Source organism: Anaerosinus sp. (genome assembly GCF_965318445.1).
On sequence record NZ_CBDNNH010000004.1, the window covers coordinates 106,261 to 124,640 of the forward strand.

At 34.1% G+C, this 18,380-nt stretch carries 17 protein-coding genes; all 17 read right to left on the reverse strand.

Annotated elements, in window-relative coordinates; translation table 11 throughout:
* Positions 1-49: 49 nt before the first annotated feature.
* A complete protein-coding gene (gene nrdD / locus ACWZFG_RS03770) occupies positions 50-2,062 on the reverse strand; it encodes an anaerobic ribonucleoside-triphosphate reductase (RefSeq protein WP_418627111.1) in 2,013 nt (670 codons plus the stop codon).
* A 1-nt stretch (position 2,063) separates the two neighbouring features.
* The gene (gene nrdR / locus ACWZFG_RS03775; RefSeq protein ID WP_147668345.1) at positions 2,064-2,534 is read right to left on the reverse strand and encodes a transcriptional regulator NrdR; all 471 of its coding nucleotides are present in this window, start codon (positions 2,532-2,534) and stop codon (positions 2,064-2,066) included.
* Between the two features lie 164 nt (positions 2,535-2,698).
* Positions 2,699-2,953 carry a YlmC/YmxH family sporulation protein gene (locus tag ACWZFG_RS03780; protein ID WP_147668343.1) on the reverse strand — a complete coding sequence of 85 codons (255 nt, stop codon included), beginning with the start codon at positions 2,951-2,953 and terminating at the stop codon, positions 2,699-2,701.
* A gap of 71 nt (positions 2,954-3,024) precedes the next feature.
* On the reverse strand, positions 3,025-3,612 hold the full coding sequence (gene spoIIR / locus ACWZFG_RS03785; protein WP_309320748.1) for a stage II sporulation protein R: 588 nt from the start codon (positions 3,610-3,612) through the stop codon (positions 3,025-3,027).
* A gap of 10 nt (positions 3,613-3,622) precedes the next feature.
* Positions 3,623-4,396: an RNA polymerase sporulation sigma factor SigG gene (gene sigG / locus ACWZFG_RS03790; protein ID WP_147668339.1), complete on the reverse strand. Its 774-nt coding sequence runs from the start codon at positions 4,394-4,396 to the stop codon at positions 3,623-3,625.
* A gap of 179 nt (positions 4,397-4,575) precedes the next feature.
* Positions 4,576-5,307, reverse strand: coding sequence for an RNA polymerase sporulation sigma factor SigE (sigE, locus tag ACWZFG_RS03795; protein ID WP_177503149.1), 732 nt, complete (start codon positions 5,305-5,307; stop codon positions 4,576-4,578).
* Positions 5,308-5,482: 175 nt separating this feature from the next.
* Positions 5,483-6,364, reverse strand: a complete 882-nt coding sequence (locus ACWZFG_RS03800) for a sigma-E processing peptidase SpoIIGA (RefSeq protein ID WP_455577118.1) — start codon at positions 6,362-6,364, stop codon at positions 5,483-5,485.
* Between the two features lie 132 nt (positions 6,365-6,496).
* A complete protein-coding gene (locus ACWZFG_RS03805; protein ID WP_455577119.1) occupies positions 6,497-8,368 on the reverse strand; it encodes a YgiQ family radical SAM protein in 1,872 nt (623 codons plus the stop codon).
* A 13-nt stretch (positions 8,369-8,381) separates the two neighbouring features.
* Complete coding sequence (locus ACWZFG_RS03810) at positions 8,382-9,116, reverse strand: helix-turn-helix domain-containing protein (RefSeq protein ID WP_418626784.1); 735 nt, start codon at positions 9,114-9,116, stop codon at positions 8,382-8,384.
* Between the two features lie 89 nt (positions 9,117-9,205).
* Positions 9,206-11,470: a DNA translocase FtsK 4TM domain-containing protein gene (locus tag ACWZFG_RS03815; protein ID WP_455577120.1), complete on the reverse strand. Its 2,265-nt coding sequence runs from the start codon at positions 11,468-11,470 to the stop codon at positions 9,206-9,208.
* Between the two features lie 61 nt (positions 11,471-11,531).
* Positions 11,532-12,125, reverse strand: a complete 594-nt coding sequence (locus ACWZFG_RS03820) for a ribonuclease H1 domain-containing protein (RefSeq protein WP_455577121.1) — start codon at positions 12,123-12,125, stop codon at positions 11,532-11,534.
* A gap of 3 nt (positions 12,126-12,128) precedes the next feature.
* Positions 12,129-13,049, reverse strand: a complete 921-nt coding sequence (locus ACWZFG_RS03825) for a patatin-like phospholipase family protein (RefSeq protein WP_147668327.1) — start codon at positions 13,047-13,049, stop codon at positions 12,129-12,131.
* 143 nt (positions 13,050-13,192) lie between these two features.
* Entirely contained in the window at positions 13,193-14,473 is a 1,281-nt protein-coding gene (locus tag ACWZFG_RS03830; RefSeq protein WP_147668325.1) for an amidohydrolase, read from the reverse strand.
* A gap of 66 nt (positions 14,474-14,539) precedes the next feature.
* Complete coding sequence (locus tag ACWZFG_RS03835) at positions 14,540-15,781, reverse strand: adenosylhomocysteinase (RefSeq protein ID WP_177503159.1); 1,242 nt, start codon at positions 15,779-15,781, stop codon at positions 14,540-14,542.
* A 19-nt stretch (positions 15,782-15,800) separates the two neighbouring features.
* Entirely contained in the window at positions 15,801-16,841 is a 1,041-nt protein-coding gene (gene mtnA / locus ACWZFG_RS03840; protein ID WP_177503227.1) for an S-methyl-5-thioribose-1-phosphate isomerase, read from the reverse strand.
* Between the two features lie 20 nt (positions 16,842-16,861).
* Positions 16,862-17,659: an S-methyl-5'-thioadenosine phosphorylase gene (gene mtnP / locus ACWZFG_RS03845; RefSeq protein WP_147668321.1), complete on the reverse strand. Its 798-nt coding sequence runs from the start codon at positions 17,657-17,659 to the stop codon at positions 16,862-16,864.
* A gap of 76 nt (positions 17,660-17,735) precedes the next feature.
* On the reverse strand, positions 17,736-18,371 hold the full coding sequence (gene ppaX, locus ACWZFG_RS03850) for a pyrophosphatase PpaX (RefSeq protein WP_147668319.1): 636 nt from the start codon (positions 18,369-18,371) through the stop codon (positions 17,736-17,738).
* Positions 18,372-18,380 lie beyond the last annotated feature (9 nt).

Sequence of the window (18,380 nt, forward strand, 5' to 3'; positions counted from 1 at the left end):
AAAAAACTGCCCACAAATATGTGGGCGTTTAATTATTTATAGCAAATTACTACAAATGAACAATTCTATCATTTAACTCATCATATTTTGCATCATTAAAACGATTAATTGTGCTTAAATATCCTGTAATTCTGCGAATACGCTTAATATTATTTTGCTTGCATAATGGACAGCTATCTGAATGAATTACACCAATATACCCACAATTTTCGCAAAAATCCACCGGGAAATTGATTCCTGCATAACCTATATCAGAAGCCTTCATATGACGAATGATATCTTCCACCGCACTAAGATTATTAATTGGCGGTGCATCAAATTCAACATAACTAATATGCCCTGCTAAAGTATATTTATGATAAATTCCTTCCAGCTGGATTTTTTCATATGCATTAATTTTATAATTTACTGGGATATGAAACGAATTGGTATAATAATCCTTATCATTCACACCATTTACTATGCCATATTGAGCTCGGTCAAGTTTGACAAAACGCCCTGCTAAACTCTCAGCAGGAGTAGCAATCAAAGAAAAGTTAAGACCATAGCGCTCCGTTGCTTTATTCATCTTATTATGCATAAAAGCAATAATCTCTTCGCCTAAAAGTTGCGCTTCCTTGCTTTCTCCATGATGCTTTCGCATTAACGCATATAAGGCTTCTGCTAAACCTATAAACCCTACCGATAAAGATCCATTCTTTATCACATCTTCTATTCTATCATTAAAATTTAATTTTTCCGAATCTAAATATACGCCTTGTCCCATTAAAAAGGGCATATCTTTCACTTTTAAATTTCCTTGTACTTTAAAGCGATGTAATAATTGTTCAACCACTAGGTCTATCAATTCTGTAAGTCGTTGATAAAAAGCAATTAAATCCCCTCTCGCCTGTATTGCCACTCGCGGCAAATTAATCGTCGTAAAGCTTAAATTTCCTCTTCCATCTGTAACCTCTGGTCCGCAAACATTTGCCATAAGGCGAGTTCTACAGCCCATATAGGCAATCTGATTTCCATAAATTTTATTAAATGAAGCATCAAGAAAACTAAAGGTAGGATTTAATCTTTGCGCTGCTACTCGAATCGCCAATTTAAACAAGTCGTAATTAGGATCCCCGGGATTAAAATTAATTCCCTCTTTTACTTTGAAAATAATATTAGGGAAAATTGGGTTTTCACCACGTCCCAGCCCCTTTTCATAGGCAAGTAAAAGATTTTTTGTAACTCTCCGACCGCTTTCTGATATATCCGTCCCTAAGTTAATGCTTGAAAAAGGAACCTGCGCTCCCGCTCTACTATGCAAACTATTTAAATTATAGATGAAGGCTTCCATCGCCTGGTAGACTTCATCATTTGATGCTTTTTCCACAAATGCTGCCATATCACGATCAAAGAAAGCAAAGGATTGTCCTCCGTGCATATCATTTTGCGAACTCTGCAAAATAATTGCAGCCAATGCAGTAGCCGCATTAGGGCGTTTAGGCGGTCTAATGTAACCATTTCCATTATTAAAGCCATTTTTTAATAACTTTCCTAAAGGAATTTGTACACAATTTAACGTCTTACCATAATAATCCAGGTCATGAATATGAATATCGCCACACATATGCGCATTGGCGATTTTTTCCGGAATCAATCGATTTAAATAGTAAACTTTACTTGCAGCACTAGCAATTTGTAACATTTTAGCAGATGGAGAATTTGATATATTCGCATTTTCTCTACTTGTTTCTATTAAAATTTCTGCAACCGTATCCATTAAATCAGATTTAGCATCTCTAATTTTCGTTCTTCTATCCCTGTATAAAATATATGCCTTTGCCGTTTTAGCATGACCGGTTTCAATCAGTACTTTTTCTACAGTATCTTGTACTTCTTCAACGCTAAAAATTTTTTCTCTATATTTTTCCTTTAAAATTTTTAATACTTCTAACGTTAATTCCATTGCTAATTGCCGATCTGCTCCACCAACTGACTTTGCAGCTTTAAAAATTGCTTCAGTTATATTATGTTCATCAAAATCAACTTCCCGCCCATCACGCTTTTTTATCTTGTTAAACATTCTATTCCTTCTTTCCAACACTGTTTGCAATCAAATTTTCTAATTCTTGAAAGAATTCATGCACATCAGCAAACTTGCGATATACAGAAGCAAATCGAACATACGCCACTTGATCAAACTCTTTAAGATATTTCATTACAACCTCGCCAATAACTTGACTTGAAACTTCTCTTTCCATCGTATTACGGATCTCTTTTTCAATTTGATTTGTCAATACGTTAATAGAGTCTATTGGAATTGATCTTTTTTCACATGATCTCAATATCCCATTAAATAATTTATCTCTATCAAAAGGAACTCTCCTCTCATCCCTTTTAATCACCATAAACGGAATTTTTTCAACAACTTCATATGTAGTAAAGCGCTTTCCACAATTTGAACATTCACGTCTTCTTCTTATCGTTGTTCCTTCCTCCGCAGCCCGTGAATCTACTACTTTACTATCTCCAATACTACAATATGGACAATTCATTATAGACCTCCTAGATTTATCAAAACCTTTATTTAAAATAAAAGTATATTACTCTCTATATCTTGTACTAGACCTATTTTAAATACGTCATATATAGTGCAAATCCTGCTTTTAAAAACAAAAAAATCGCTAAATTCCTATAAAAGGTTTAGCGATCTGGCATTTCATGATTTTACTGTATATATTTCATTTGTTTCAACTAAAATAACATCTGCACCTATTTTATTAATTTTATGCCAAGGAATTACGATATCTTCCCCTCTAGTAAACAACCCAAAAAATTTTCCCGTTCCCGGAACAACTAACGCTGTCATTTTTCCCGACTCTAAATCAAACTCTATATCTGAAACGCTTCCTAGTTTTCTTCCGTCATGTATACTAATCACATCTTTCATTCGTAAATCATATGTTCTTAGCATTGTTCATATCCTCCTGACTACTGCTTGGTTACTATAGTATATGAACAAGTAAAAAAAATGTGCTAGTAAATTTACATATATTCTTTCAATAATTCTACAATCTTAAATTTGAAATGAATGTCTTCATCTTTTGCTTCAGAATCCGATAACATAACTGAATTTACTTTACTCTCTTCTACGAAACATAGAGGCGGATACAACACACACCACCAATTACTCCCTTTTGCCTCTCCAATTAGTATGCGAACAGCTTCATACTGACCTGCTGGTAAAACTAAGTCGCCATATGATTTGATAGGAAATTCAAAAACACCTAGTTCTAAATCCACAGAATAATGATAACCATTTTCATGAATTACTTTATAAGCTAATTCAATCAATGCATTCTTATTATCAATAATAATCTGTCTCGCATCTGAATTTTTTTCTGCCAACTTCATTTTAGGTTCTAAATACGCTAAAATACCATCTCTAACCTTTTGTTTTAGTATTTGGTCTTCATTACTATCACTATTAGCTAGAACATGTAAGCGAATTAAGCCTAGTTCCTTTTCATCGGGTGCATTACGTGCAATTGCTTCAGAAAAAAAACTCCATCCAACTGCACAAAAAATATACAATAATAAAACTATAAATATCTTTTTCCTGGAAACCTTCACTATACTCCTCCTAAATGTGTTTACGCATATGTCCTAAAGCAGCCTTTTCCAAACGTGATACTTGTGCTTGTGATATTCCAATTTCTTCAGCTACTTCCATCTGTGTTTTTCCCTCAAAAAATCTTAATGTCAATATATGTTTTTCTCTTTGACTTAGCTTATGCAAAGCATCTTTTATTGCCACACTTTCTAACCAATTCATATCAAGATTTTTATCATCCCCAATTTGATCCATAACAAAAATAGGATCTCCGCCATCATGATAAATCGGCTCAAATAACGAGATCGGTTCTTGAATTGCATCTAAGGCAAAAACAACTTCCTCGCGTTGAATCTTTAATTCAGAAGCGATTTCATTAATTGAAGGTTCCCTAGAATAGCGATTGATTAATGAGTCTCTTACCTGCAAAGCTTTATATGCAACATCTCGCATCGATCTGCTGACTCTGATTGGATTATTATCTCTTAAATAACGTCTAATTTCGCCAATAATCATAGGAACAGCATAGGTCGAAAATTTAACATTTTGCGATAAGTCAAAATTATCAATCGCTTTCATTAAACCAATACACCCAACTTGAAATAAATCATCTACATATTCTCCCCTGTTATTAAATCTTTGAATCACACTTAAAACTAATCGCAAGTTTCCATGAATCAATTTCTCTCTTGCAGATAGTTCACCACTTTGTAAAATGACAAAAAGCTCCCGCATTTTACTAGCAGAAATTACAGGAAGTTTAGCTGTATTTACACCGCAAATTTCAACTTTATTTATCATCATTTTGTCTTTCCTCCCTCTTATCATTCAAACAAAGTTTAGGAATTTCAAATAAAGTCTATATGCTTTTTATAAACATCTAGATCTTCATCTCTTTTGTTATTATTACCATATAAATTCCATTTCATTCAATGTAAAAAATAAAGCTTATCGGATTAAATGTCCGATAAGCTTTATTGTTCTCATTCCATTTTATTAAATTCTCTTCTAAGTCTTCTGATAATTCTCTTTTCCAGTCTTGATATATACGATTGAGAAATCCCTAATAAATCAGCAACCTCTTTTTGTGTTTTTTCTTTATAATTATCGTTTAATCCAAATCTTAATTCCATGATCTTTTTTTCCCTTTGAGTTAATTTACCCATTGCCGAATATAAAAGATTATGATCGACTTCTTCCTCTATCGATTTATAAATAACATCATTCTCTGTTCCTAATACATCAGACAATAGTAACTCATTTCCATCCCAATCTATATTTAAGGGCTCATCAAAAGACACTTCAGACCTAGTCTTATTATTCCGTCTAAGATACATTAGAATTTCGTTTTCAATACACCTTGATGCATATGTAGCTAACTTAATTTTCTTTACAGGATTAAATGTATTCACTGCTTTAATTAATCCAATAGTTCCAATACTAACTAAATCTTCTATTCCAATCCCTGTATTTTCAAATTTTCGAGCAATATAAACAACCAGCCGTAAATTTCTTTCAATAAAAATATTTTTAACATCCTCACGGTCGGTTTCTAAATAATTTAATAAAGTTATTTCTTCCTCTGGGCTTAAAGGAGGTGGCAATACCTCGCTGCTTCCAATGTAATAAATCTCACATTCCTTTATAAATCCAAATATTTTACATAAAGCGATAAATCGTAATTTAATATTTAACATATTAAGGTTGATATTCATGCATTAACCCCTTTTCAACTAATGTATTTTTATCCGATAACTAACCCAATCATCTAGCGAAATAAGCGATTCACACAAAATAAAAGATCTTGGTTCCCTGCTTATAAGACTCCTAACTTCTATAAATAGGATTGATACCTGCACAGGCAAGCGACTAAGTGCCTGAATCTTAGTCTTACTTTATATCAGGATGCAATAACCCTTGATATTGTCCAAACTCAGAGAATGCTTCTTCATGTATTCCAATAGCAACTTTACTTATTGCCGTTAAATTATCGCCAATCATAATTGCATCTGGGTGAAACGCTAATAAAATATGCTTTCCTCCTAAGCTTTTATAAGGAACAAAGAATAAGCGCTTACACCATACATCGTCAAGATTTTGTTCCAATCTACTAATCCATTCTAAAGACGAATTGTTATTTAAAAAATCTATAACAGACTTTGGGAACAAAGGTAATAACACGTTTTTTTCAATTAATATTACTGGATAATGTCCCTGCATCGTATACAAACGATTTCCCGTATCAATTAAAGTCATCACGGAAATAGATTTGTTTTGATAGACCACCGTAATTTTTTGAAAACTATTTTTTTCTTTCCTTGCCACAGCAATTGATCTAAAAATAAATAAAATGATAATAATACCAATGCTTACTCCACAAACCAATTGAGTAAAAGATAAATAAAATTGATTTTTCGACGCTAACCATCCAATCGGCTGGTAATCCAACATAAATAAATATCCAAATATAGCACCTCCTAAGAGAAAGGAAATAAAATAAAAAGTGCCTACTAACATGAGAAAGTTTCGCACTTTTTTCTTGCCAAATAAAATGAAGATTAAACCTAAAGAAATGATAAACTTTATTAAAGGATGAAAAAAAAGCTGATTATTGAATACTAGTCCTATGATTAAATATAAAACAGAAAAAATATTTGCTATAATTAACCGATAAAAATTACAGGGTATATTATTTAAATAGGCAGTTAAATACAATATAATTCCATTTAAGATAAAGTTAATAACAATAAAAATATCAAGATAAATATACATTTTTTCATCATCTTTCTATTGATTCACTTTCCTAAGTATAGCAAAAAAACTTTTCAAAATATGTAAATTTTTGGGTTTCTATTCCTACAAAAAAACTCCATTATCTTCTTAGATAATGGAGTTTTTTCCCTTTTATTTCTTTTTCTCAGTTTTTTTCTTCCTTTGAAATCGTGCTGAGCTCTTTGCTGTTCTCTTTTCATTTAATTGCTTTTGATGCCGCATCGGACGAATTAGGCACTTTGGTCCAAAACCAATTAAATCAGTACGATTCGCTTTTTGTAATGCTTGATACACTAACATATAATTTTTCTCATCACGATATTGCAATAATGCCCTTTGCATCTTTTTTTCTTGGGCATCTTTGGCAACATAAACATTCTCTCCCGTTAAGGGATTTATTCCAGTGTAATACATACAGGTTGATAAACTCCCTGGTGTTGGAATAAAATCTTGAACTTGTTCAGGTCGATAATTTAAATCTCGAATAAATTCAGCCAGCTCAACAGCTTCCTTTAAGGTTGCACCCGGATGACTGGACATAAAATAAGGAACTAAATATTGTTCCTTGCCGATTTTTTCATTCATTTTTCTAAAAGCATCAGCAAACTTAACATAAGATTCTTTTCCTGATTTGCCCATTAAATCCGTGACCTTTTTCGCTATATGTTCAGGTGCAACTTTCAGTTGTCCACTAACATGATGCTCACACAATTCTTGTAAAAATTCATCTTTTGCTTCTATTAAATAATCATATCTAATACCTGATCGAATAAATACTTTTTTTACTTTCGGCAACTTACGTAATGCCCTCAATAATGTTATATAATCTCCATGATTTGCCGTAAGATTTTTACATGGTTTAGGTGCTAAACAAGGTTTTCCCTTACAAGTTCCTCGTTCAAATTGCATTTGGCAAGATGGAATTCTAAAATTAGCTGTTGGTCCACCAACATCGTGAATATAACCTTTGAAATCCGGTAACTGAGTTAATATTTGTGCCTCTTGTAAAATAGAATCATGACTTCTATTTTGAATAATTCTTCCTTGGTGTGAAACGATCGCGCAAAAAGAACAGCCTCCGAAGCAACCTCTTTGGCTGACCAAACTAAATTTAACTTCTTCAATTGCCGGAACCCCTCCCACTTCCTCATAACTGGGATGATAAGTTCTCATATATGGAAGTGCGTAAATTTCATCCATTTCTTCCATAGTAAGTGGCATCGCCGGCGCATTCTGGACAAGATAAATATCTCCGCTAGGCTGGACAATAGTCTTGCCTCTAATCGGATCTTGCTCTAGATATTGTACCTTAAAAGCCTCAGCAAATTTCTTTTTATTGTCCCTTACTTCTTCAAAACTATGAATTTTAGTATAATCCCACAGGATATCTAAGCTATCAGTTAAGTAACAAGTTCCATTTACCGCCGTAATTAAAGAAATATCAATTCCTGAATTCAACTGTAATGCAATCTCTTTTATTTGTTTTTCGCCCATTCCATAAACTAACATATCTGCCCGACTATCAATTAAAATTGACCGTCTTACACTATCCGACCAATAATCATAATGTGCAAATCTACGTAAGCTAGCCTCAATTCCACCTATTATAATAGGCGTTTTTTTCCACAACTCGCGTACTCTATTAGAATATACAATGGTTGCTCGATCCGGCCGAAGTCCGGCTTTTCCTCCTGGTGAATAGTTATCTTTACTACGATATTTTTTTGCAGCAGTAAATTTATTTAACATAGAATCTAAATTGCCACTTGAAATTAAAACACCTAATCTAGGCCTTCCAAGTTTTTTAAAGTCAGTAGTAGAACGCCAATCTGGTTGAGAAATAATCCCTACTTTAAATCCCGCTTTCTCTAATACTCTACAAATAATTGCTGGCCCAAAACTAGGATGATCAACGTATGCATCACCAGTAATAAATAAAAAATCTAATTGATCCCAGCCTCTAGCTTCCATGTCTTGTTTGCTTATGGGTAAAAATTCCTTCATTATATTCTCCTAATTAACTTTGTCCCTTAATAAATTTCTTTTCTATTACATCTCCTACAGCTCCAAGTTTACCAATTACATTTCCATTATGTGTAACATCAACCACACCAGCATTGCCCAATTTTATAATGATATCATTATTTGCATCCCATGTAAGTACTTCACCTGGATTAGGAATTCCTTCATAAATATTATGATTATCAACTTTTACCTCAGTCCAACATGCTCCCTCGAATTTAAGCGATATTTTTATTGGTTTTGATTGTGGAGCTGTAACTGGCACTGAAACTTCTTTAGGTACTGCAACTACAGTCTTTACTTCTTGTTTTGGTTGTTCCATAGGGGCTTCTGATGAATCTAAGTTTAACATCCAGTATCCACATACCAAAGCAAAAGCCAATCCCCCAATTACAATTTTTTGTTTAATAATATTTCCAAACTCTATTTTATTATTATTTTGAGGTTTTAAACCTTTATTTTCTACTACATTACTTTCAACATCATCCAATATAACATTTGGTGGAGTTTTTTCTTGTCTATATTGATTCACTACTGCATTGCCATCTAAATTTAAAAAGTTTGCATAGGTCTTAATAAATCCTTTTAAGTAAACCTCGCCGGGAATAATATCATATTTATTTTCCTCAATGGATTGTATATACAAGGCACGTATACTCGTTGCCTCTTCAACGTCTCTAATTGCTAATCCTCTTCTTTCACGCTCAGCACGCAATATATCCCCAACCATTTATAAAAGCCCCCTTATATTCACAATCACTTATTGCAAAATCATTATCTTAGGCACTATTATATCCTAATATAGTAAAAACTTGTAGCCTATTTATTAAAATAAGTTTGATTAACCTCTTCCGCCGTCATCACAATTTCTCTAGCTTTACTACCAATATTAGGGCCGACTATATGCATTTCCTCCATTGTATCAATCAATCTTCCTGCTCTAGTATAACCAATTCTAAAACGACGTTGTAACATTGATGCAGAAGCTTGTCCCGTTTCTAAAACTAGTCGAATAGCTTTTTCCAACAATTCATCTGAATTATCATGTTCCGCTTTTTCTACAGGCGCTGTTGCATTTTCCGCAAAATTAATAATTTCTTCATTAATTGATGCTTCCCCTTGCGCCTTTATAAACTCAATCAAGGCTTCAACTTCACTATCAGAAATAAATGCACCTTGTACCCGTAATGGCTTTGGCGCACCTACGGGATAATATAGCATATCTCCTTTTCCTAATAACTTCTCCGCTCCTGCTACATCAAGAATCGTCCGTGAATCAATCTGTGAAGAAACTGAAAAGGATATTCTAGAAGGAACATTCGCTTTAATAATTCCTGTAATTACATCAACCGATGGACGTTGTGTTGCTAAAACTAAATGAAGTCCCGCTGCACGTGCTTTTTGCGCTAATCTACAAATTGCATCCTCGACCTCCCCCGGAGCAACCATCATTAAATCAGCTAATTCATCAATAATAATAACGATAGCGGCCATTTTTTCGTCAGCTTCAACAAATCTGTTGTAACGTTCCATATCACGCACACCATTCGCTGCAAACATTGCATATCGCCGTTCCATTTCTTGCACTGCCCAATTTAACACAGCAGCAGCTTTTTTCGAATCTGTAACTACCGGAACCATCAAATGCGGGATTCCATTATAATTGGATAGCTCAACCATTTTAGGATCAATTAAGATAAATTTCACCTCATCAGGTCTCGCTTTAAATAAAATACTTGTAATCAATGTATTGATACACACACTTTTCCCCGATCCCGTTGCACCAGCGACTAATAAATGCGGCATCTTTGCCAAATCTGCTACAATAGCTTGTCCTGCGATATCTTTCCCTAAGCCTACCGATAATTTTGATTTAGCTTCTAAGAATGGTTTTGACTCTAAAACTTCACGTAAATGAACTCCTGACAATTCTCTATTGGGAACTTCAATCCCAATTGCAGCCTTTCCTGGAATTGGTGCTTCAATACGCACGCCAGATGCAGCAAGCTTTAAGGCAATATCATCGGCTAAATTTACAATTTTACTTACTTTTACTCCTGCTGCTGGCTCTAATTCATATCTCGTAACGGCTGGCCCACTACATGCATTAAGCAACTTCACTTTTACATTAAAACTTGCTAATGTTTGTTCTAAAATTTTTGCATTTTCAGCAATTTCTTTATTCATTTTTGAATTTTTTACTTTTGGTAAATCTTTGAGCAAAGCCGCTATTGAAGGGACAATATAATCGTAATGATAATTGCTATTTACTTCCGGTTCCGTTAAAGTTCTTTCTTCAAGCTCGATATTCTTCTCCATCCTTTTGGATTTAATTTCTTCCTCAAAATTATTGTCAATTGAAAAATCGACTTGCTCTATATTATTTTTTTGATAACTATTAACCTCTAAGTCTTTTTCTTGATCGTATATCAGAAGATTTTTCGCTTCTTCTGCTGGATCAAAAGCATCTTCATTCATTTCATTGGCTGTAGATTTATCTTTTACTTTCTCATAGGTTGCTGCAATCGTTTCCTTTGCTGCATGGATTCCCTTTTCAGCCCTTTTCTTAGTCTTCATTAATCCATTCCCTAATGACCAGGTAGAAGCAAGCAATAACGAAATCAGGGTTACAGAAAAAATAACGATGATTGCCCCATCATAGCCAAAAAGTTTACGTAATAAAAATAAAAATCCGCCAGCAAATAATCCCCCACCATTGATTAGGCTACTCGGTAAAATTTCTGATCCAACATCTATCTTAAAATGATGGTAAATACTTAATAGCGAAATATATAAGATTAAAATAGCAAAAAATTTCACCGAGTATACGATTTTTTGTCTTTTCCATATATAACGAAACCCTATTAAAACCATTAATGAAGGTAATATAATAGCCCCTATCCCAAAGAGATATTTTTGTGTCTTAACTAAAAAAGACCCTATAATTCCTGCATTTAATCCTAATAAACTAATGAATCCAATAATCCCTGTAGTGATTAACACGATTCCTAAAAGCTCATATTTTAAATTATTATTAAGTTTCGACCATTTTTTACGCAACTCATACCACTCCTTAACGTGCATTTCTACATCTCATCATAAAATCCTGCAAAAAAAGCATAGTAAAAATTGCTTATAAAATTAGTTAATCTATACCCAATGCGGATTTAGCTAATTGATCTGCTAATTCATTTCCCTCTATCCCTGTATGGCCGGCTACCTTTTGAAAACTAACCCACTCTAATTCACCTGACATAAAAAGCGAATACTGTTTTGTTATTTCATTATTCGTTTTCCATCTGCCTTCAGCCCATTCTGATATTCCAATATAATCATGATGAATAATTATTGGGCTAATTTTATTTTCTTTTGCCCAGATAATCGCTTTTATTACTGCCTCTAACTCCCCTGCAACATTATGAAGTGCTGCCGCAGCTGAATTTTCTCCAATTCCTTTGCCCGTATAAATCAGTTTATCATCTAAATAAACTGCGAAGCCCCAGCTATATTGTTTATTTAAGTAACTTCCATCTACATAAATATGATATCCATTCAAAAATTCTTCAATTTTTGTTGTCCGTTTCATATCACCCTTTAAATATTCTTCAGCCTCTTGTAAAGAAGAAAAACTTTTGTATAGTGCACCCTTATACCCATGAACTTGTTTTTTGCACTCATCCCAAGTAGAAAAAATACCAATATTTTTTCCTTCTTTAACTGCATAATATTTTTTTTCCATAAATCACATGCTCCTTAGCCTATCGTTACATATCTCAAATATATTGGAAATTTGATTCACTGTACACTCACTGCCGCGTTTAATCGCCAGCATCGCCTGTTTCGTATCACGGAAGTTTATATCAACTAAATTAGGGCGAATAATAACATCCGCATATTGTTCCCCCTTTAAAAGAGTCACTTCACGACCCATAATATCAATACATTGCATTAATATTTCTCCTACAGAATGCAAATCATAAACTGATTGCCCAGCATAACCTAAATCTACCCCAATAATAACATCAGCTCCCATATATGCTAAAATATCCGTTGGCAAATTATTTTTTACAGCACCATCTACCAAAGCCATTTCCTGATATTTTTTGGGATGAAATACTCCGGGAATAGATATACTAGCTCTTATTCCCTCTGTTAAAGATGCATTATGTATATATTTTGCATTTAATATTGCACGTTTTTTCTTTTGTTTCGTCAAAAAAAATATAGTATCAGCAGTATGAATATCTACCGCTGTAACAGCTAGTGGTATAATTGTTTCTTGAAATGATCTATCGCTCCATAATGATCTAAAATATTTTTCTATTTTATCGCCTTTGACAATTCCATTAGGAATTGCAGACCAAAATCTGGTCTGTGTTCCTAATAAAGATTGGATTCCATATTTAAATAAATCAGAAACAGTAATTTTTAAATCAATTAAATCTGCACTTTTAATATTTCTTGCCAATTCTTCCATCTGATGCGGCGTGTATCCGCAAGCAAATAAACCTGCAACTATAGCTCCTGCACTTGTTCCTGATATATAATCTACGTGAATTCCATTATTAATTAAAGCTTTAAGTACGCCTATATGCGCTAGACCTCTTATACCTCCGCCACTTAAAGCAACCCCTATTTTCAAACTTTTATTTTTCATCGTCATTTTTACACACCTCACATATCTTATTCTATGAAGTAGCGTAACAAAGGAGTTATTAAATTTTAATAACTCCTTTTACATTTTACGATTGAAATACAAAAGCTTTTCTAACTAAAAACAAAATAATAATTAACATGTAAATTAGATTATTTGCGAATTAAATCCTGTGCTCTTTTATTTGCTTCGTATAAAATTCTTTCTTCATCAATTATAGTTAAAATTCCTTTTTCTAAAACAATTTTTCCGTCAATGATAACTGTGTCCACATGACTAGAATTGGCTGAATACACTAATAATGATAAAAGATCATGGCGCGGGAACCATTGCGTAGAATTCATATTAAATAAGGTGATATCGGCTTTATACCCTTCTTTTAATACTCCAATATCATCAAATCCTGCAACTTTTGCTCCATATTCTGTTGCCATTTTTATACTTGTCAAGGCAGGGATTGCTAATGGATCTAAGTGATGAACTTTGTGTAATAAGGATACTAAATGCACTTCTTCCAGCATATCTAAATTATTATTACTTGAAGCTCCATCAGTTCCTAACCCAATGGAAATTCCAGCTGACAACATTTTAGCTACAGGCGAAATACCACTCGCCAATTTCATATTACTTCCCGGATTATGTGCAACTCTAACATTATATTTTTTCATCAAAGCAATATCTTCTGATGAAACATGTACACAATGCGCCGCCAAAACTCCACAATCTAAAACTCCAACTTCTTCCATTAAGGCAATCGGCGACTTTCCATATTGTTTTTTGCAATCTTCAACTTCACCTAATGTTTCAGATAAGTGAATATGAATCTCAGCTCCAAGTTCTTTTGCCGAATCAACAACTTGTCTTAAATATGCTGGTGGACAAGTATATGGCGCATGAGGTGCAAGCATAACTCTAATTCTGTTATTTGCTGTCTGATGATAATCTCTAAATAATTTTTTTGATTCAGCTAATGCTTCTTGCCCATTCGGCGCAACGCCTATCATGCCTCGGGATAAAACCGCCCGCATACCGCTTTCCTCTACAGCCTCTGCTACACGATGCATCTCAGAATACATATCAACAAATGTCGTTGTCCCCGTTTTTATCATTTCAGCAACAGCTAACATTGCCCCCCAATAAATATCATTGCTGCTCATTTTAGCTTCAATCGGCCAAATTTTATTTTGCAGCCAATCCATTAACTGCATATCATCCGCATAACTTCTTAACAACGTCATAGATGCATGGGTATGCGTGTTAATAAATCCTGGTATCGCCAATTTATCTTTACCGTCTAAAACTTGATCAGGTACCCAACTTGTATCTACCTCACCAATTTTTACTATTTTATCATTTTCAATCGCAATATTTTTTTCTGCAACACTGCCATCTTCCAATAAAGCTTGTACATTTTTCAATAGAATTTTTGCCATAAAGAACGACCTCCACTCCAAATAATGAAATAGCAAGGATCGTATGCCCTTGCTATCAAATAAGAATTAAGCCTGACTTAAATATGTTTTTTGAACTTCTGTTAAGTGATCTATGCTAATATTTAACGCTTCTAACTTAAGCTCAGCAATTCTTTGATTCACTTCATCCGGCATAATATAAACTTCTTTTTTCATCTTTTCATGATTATTTATAATATGTAAAGCTGATAAAGCTTGTACAGCAAAAGATAAATCCATAATTTCAGTTGGATGTCCGTCTCCCGCTGCTAAATTTACTAAGCGGCCTTCCGCTAGCAAATAAACTTTACGCCCATCTTGCAAAACAAATTCTTCAATATTTTGTCTCACTGTCCGTTGCGATACCGACATAGATTTTAAATGGTCTTTGTTTATCTCAACATCAAAATGCCCCGCATTCGCCATAATTGCCCCTGATTTCATTACTGCAAAAGATTCTTTTGTAATAATGTCGCGACATCCAGTCAATGTGACAAATACATCCCCAAATTTAGCTGCTTCTGTCATCGGCATAACTCTGAAACCATCAAATACAGCTTCAATTGCCTTAATTGGATCCACTTCCGTTACAATAACATTTGCCCCTAATCCTTTAGCCCGCATCGCAACGCCTTTGCCACACCAGCCATAACCTGCAACCACTACATTTTTCCCTGCAACTACTAAGTTTGTCGTTCTCATGATTCCATCCCAAGTGGATTGCCCAGTACCGTAGCGATTATCAAATAAATACTTGCAATATGCATCATTCGCAGCAATCATTGGAAACTTCAATTTGCCTTCTGCTGCCAATGCTTTTAAACGAATGACACCTGTAGTCGTTTCTTCTGAACCGCCTAAAATATTTTCTGCCAAGTCACTTCTTGAACCATGCAATAATGAAACTAAATCCCCACCATCATCAATAATGATATCAGGGCGAGAATCTAGTGCTTTATGTAAAAATGTTTCATATTCCTCATCAGAGCAAGCATGCCAAGCATAAACCGTAACGCCACTTTCAACTAAAGCTGCCGCTACATCATCTTGCGTAGATAATGGGTTACTCCCCGTAACTACAACTTCAGCACCAGCATTTTTTAATACTAAGCCAAGATATGCTGTTTTTGCTTCTAAATGCATCGTCACTACCATCTTTTTCCCTAAAAAAGGTTTGCTTTTACTAAGTTCATCATTCAAAGAATTTAATACCGGCATAAAGTTTTTTACCCAATTAATTTTATCATGACCCGATGGTGCTAGTTTAATATCTTTAATCATTGATTCCATAAATTTAAAACTCCCATCCTTACTTTTCTAATTTTTGTTTTAATTCTTGTATTGATTTTTTATAATCTTCTTTTAATACACCATATTCCGTAATAATTCCTGCAATCAATGCATGAGGTGTAACATCAAACGCAGGATTAAATACATCAACCTCTAGTGGAGCAATCTGCGTTCCTAAAACGTGAGTAACTTCATTTTTATTACGTTCCTCAATTGGTATTTGCTCGCCATTGTCTAATGAAAAATCAAAAGTAGACGATGGTGCCGCAACATAAAATGGAATATGATGTTCTTTTGCTAAAACAGCTACACTATAGGTACCAATTTTATTTGCCACATCACCATTTGCCGCTATACGATCTGCGCCTACAATCACAGCATCTACCATTTTATTTTTCATTACCCACCCGGCCATATTGTCACTAATTAAGGTAACGGGGATATTATCTTGCGTTAACTCAAACGCTGTTAATCTCGCCCCTTGTAATAATGGTCTTGTCTCATCAGCAAATACACGCTTAACATGTCCATCAGCGTAAGTCTGTCTTATTACGCCTAGGGCAGTTCCCATATCTACAGTAGCTAAAGCGCCCGCATTGCAATGGGTTAAGAAATTCATTGGCGATTTAAATAAATCTGCTCCATATTTTGATAATGCACAATTTACTTTCTTATCTTCATCAGCAATTCGAATCGCTTCTTCTTCTAACGAAAAAATAATCTCTTTCATGCTACTTTTCTTTTGTAGGTGTTGCCGAAGTAGATTATCCATACGATCTAATGCCCAAAATAAATTTACTGCTGTTGGTCTAGTTGCTCTTAATTCTTCACTAACATGTTCAAGCCTCGAAATAAAATTCTTCAACTCTAATGATTGAAACTGTTTTGCTCCTAAAACATAACCAAAAGCTGCTGCTGCGCCAATGGCAGGAGCCCCCCGAACTTCTAATTTCTTGATAGCTTCAGCAACAATCTGATAATTATCGCATTGAATGTATTCAATCGTTGTTGGCAGTTTCGTTTGATCCAATAATTCTAAACTACCATGATTCCATCTCATTGATTGCACTCTTATTCCCCCTATAATTTAAAGCCACCATACTCAGCTAACATTTTTCGGCATTTGCATGAATCATCTTTTATATTAATATTTTCTATACTTCTCATAATAAGCTTCTTAATCTTTTCTCCATTTTCCGCCATGATTTCTAAAACTTCTGCATGGGTAAGCACCTGTGGTGAAATACCGGCAGCAAAATTAGTAACCATGGAGATGGTAGAATAACACATCTCAGCTTCATTTGCCAATACAACCTCTGGAACATTTGTCATTCCAACCAAATCTCCGCCTAGCTGTTTAAACATCTTAATTTCAGCTGGAGTTTCAAAGCGAGGTCCATCTGTACAAACATATACACCACCATTATGAATTGGTAAATTTAATTGCTGGGCTGCTTGCTCAATGAATGAACGCAATTTAGGACAATAAGGTTCTGTTACATCCAAATGTACAACTCCTCTGTCTCCACCTTCATAAAATGTACTTACTCTATTTTTAGTAAAATCCAAAAATTGATCTACTAAAACAAAATCGCCTGGTTTCATCCGCTCATTTAATGAGCCAACCGCTGTCGTTGCGATAATATGACCTACCCCTAACTTTTTTATTGCCCAAATATTTGCGCGATAATTAATTAAATGCGGGGGAATGGAGTGATGACTGCCGTGACGAGGAATAAAAGCAATTTTTTTATCACCAAATTCACCAATTTTATATGCAACTTCACCATATGGTGTATTCATTTTATCATCATAGACATTTTTTAATATACTTGGATCATAAACACCAGTCCCACCAATAATCGCTATATGAACCATTGTATCACCTTTTCTTTATATTTTTCAGTTTCCATATAAAATGATTATACTATATCACATCATAAATATATATATTCTATTCCATAATATATAATAAGTCTTCCATATTTTCTAAAACATAATCGGGTTTTTCCCCAAGAATATTATTCCAGTTTACATGTGTCCATTTTACTGCTGCTGTTTTCACTCCTGCACTTTTCCCACTGCTTATATCTGCGGTACTATCCCCAATCATTAAGCATTCTTCTGAATTAACAGACAAAAGCCGCATCGCGGTTTGCACTGGTTCCGGATGTGGCTTAGGATTCATACACTCTTCAATTCCAATAACAACAGGAAAGTACTGATCTAATCCAAAGATTTTTAATCCACGGATTGCTGTTTTTTGTGTTTTCGATGTTACAATTCCTAATTTGATATTATTTTTATGTAAAAATTCAATTGTCGTCACCACATTGGGAAATATATCAATTAATTCATCATGATATTTTAAATTATGCTCACGGTATGTATCAATTAATTCATCCACTTTATCAGGTCCCAAATATTCCATTGCTGACCGTAAGGACTTTCCAAAAAACTCATGCACTTTTGAAACATCAACTTCCTTGCGATAATGGATTTGAAATGCATGTTTAAAAGAATCAACAATGAGTCCAGAAGTATCCAATAGTGTACCATCTAAATCAAATAAAATCGCTTTAAATTTCACCTTACCACA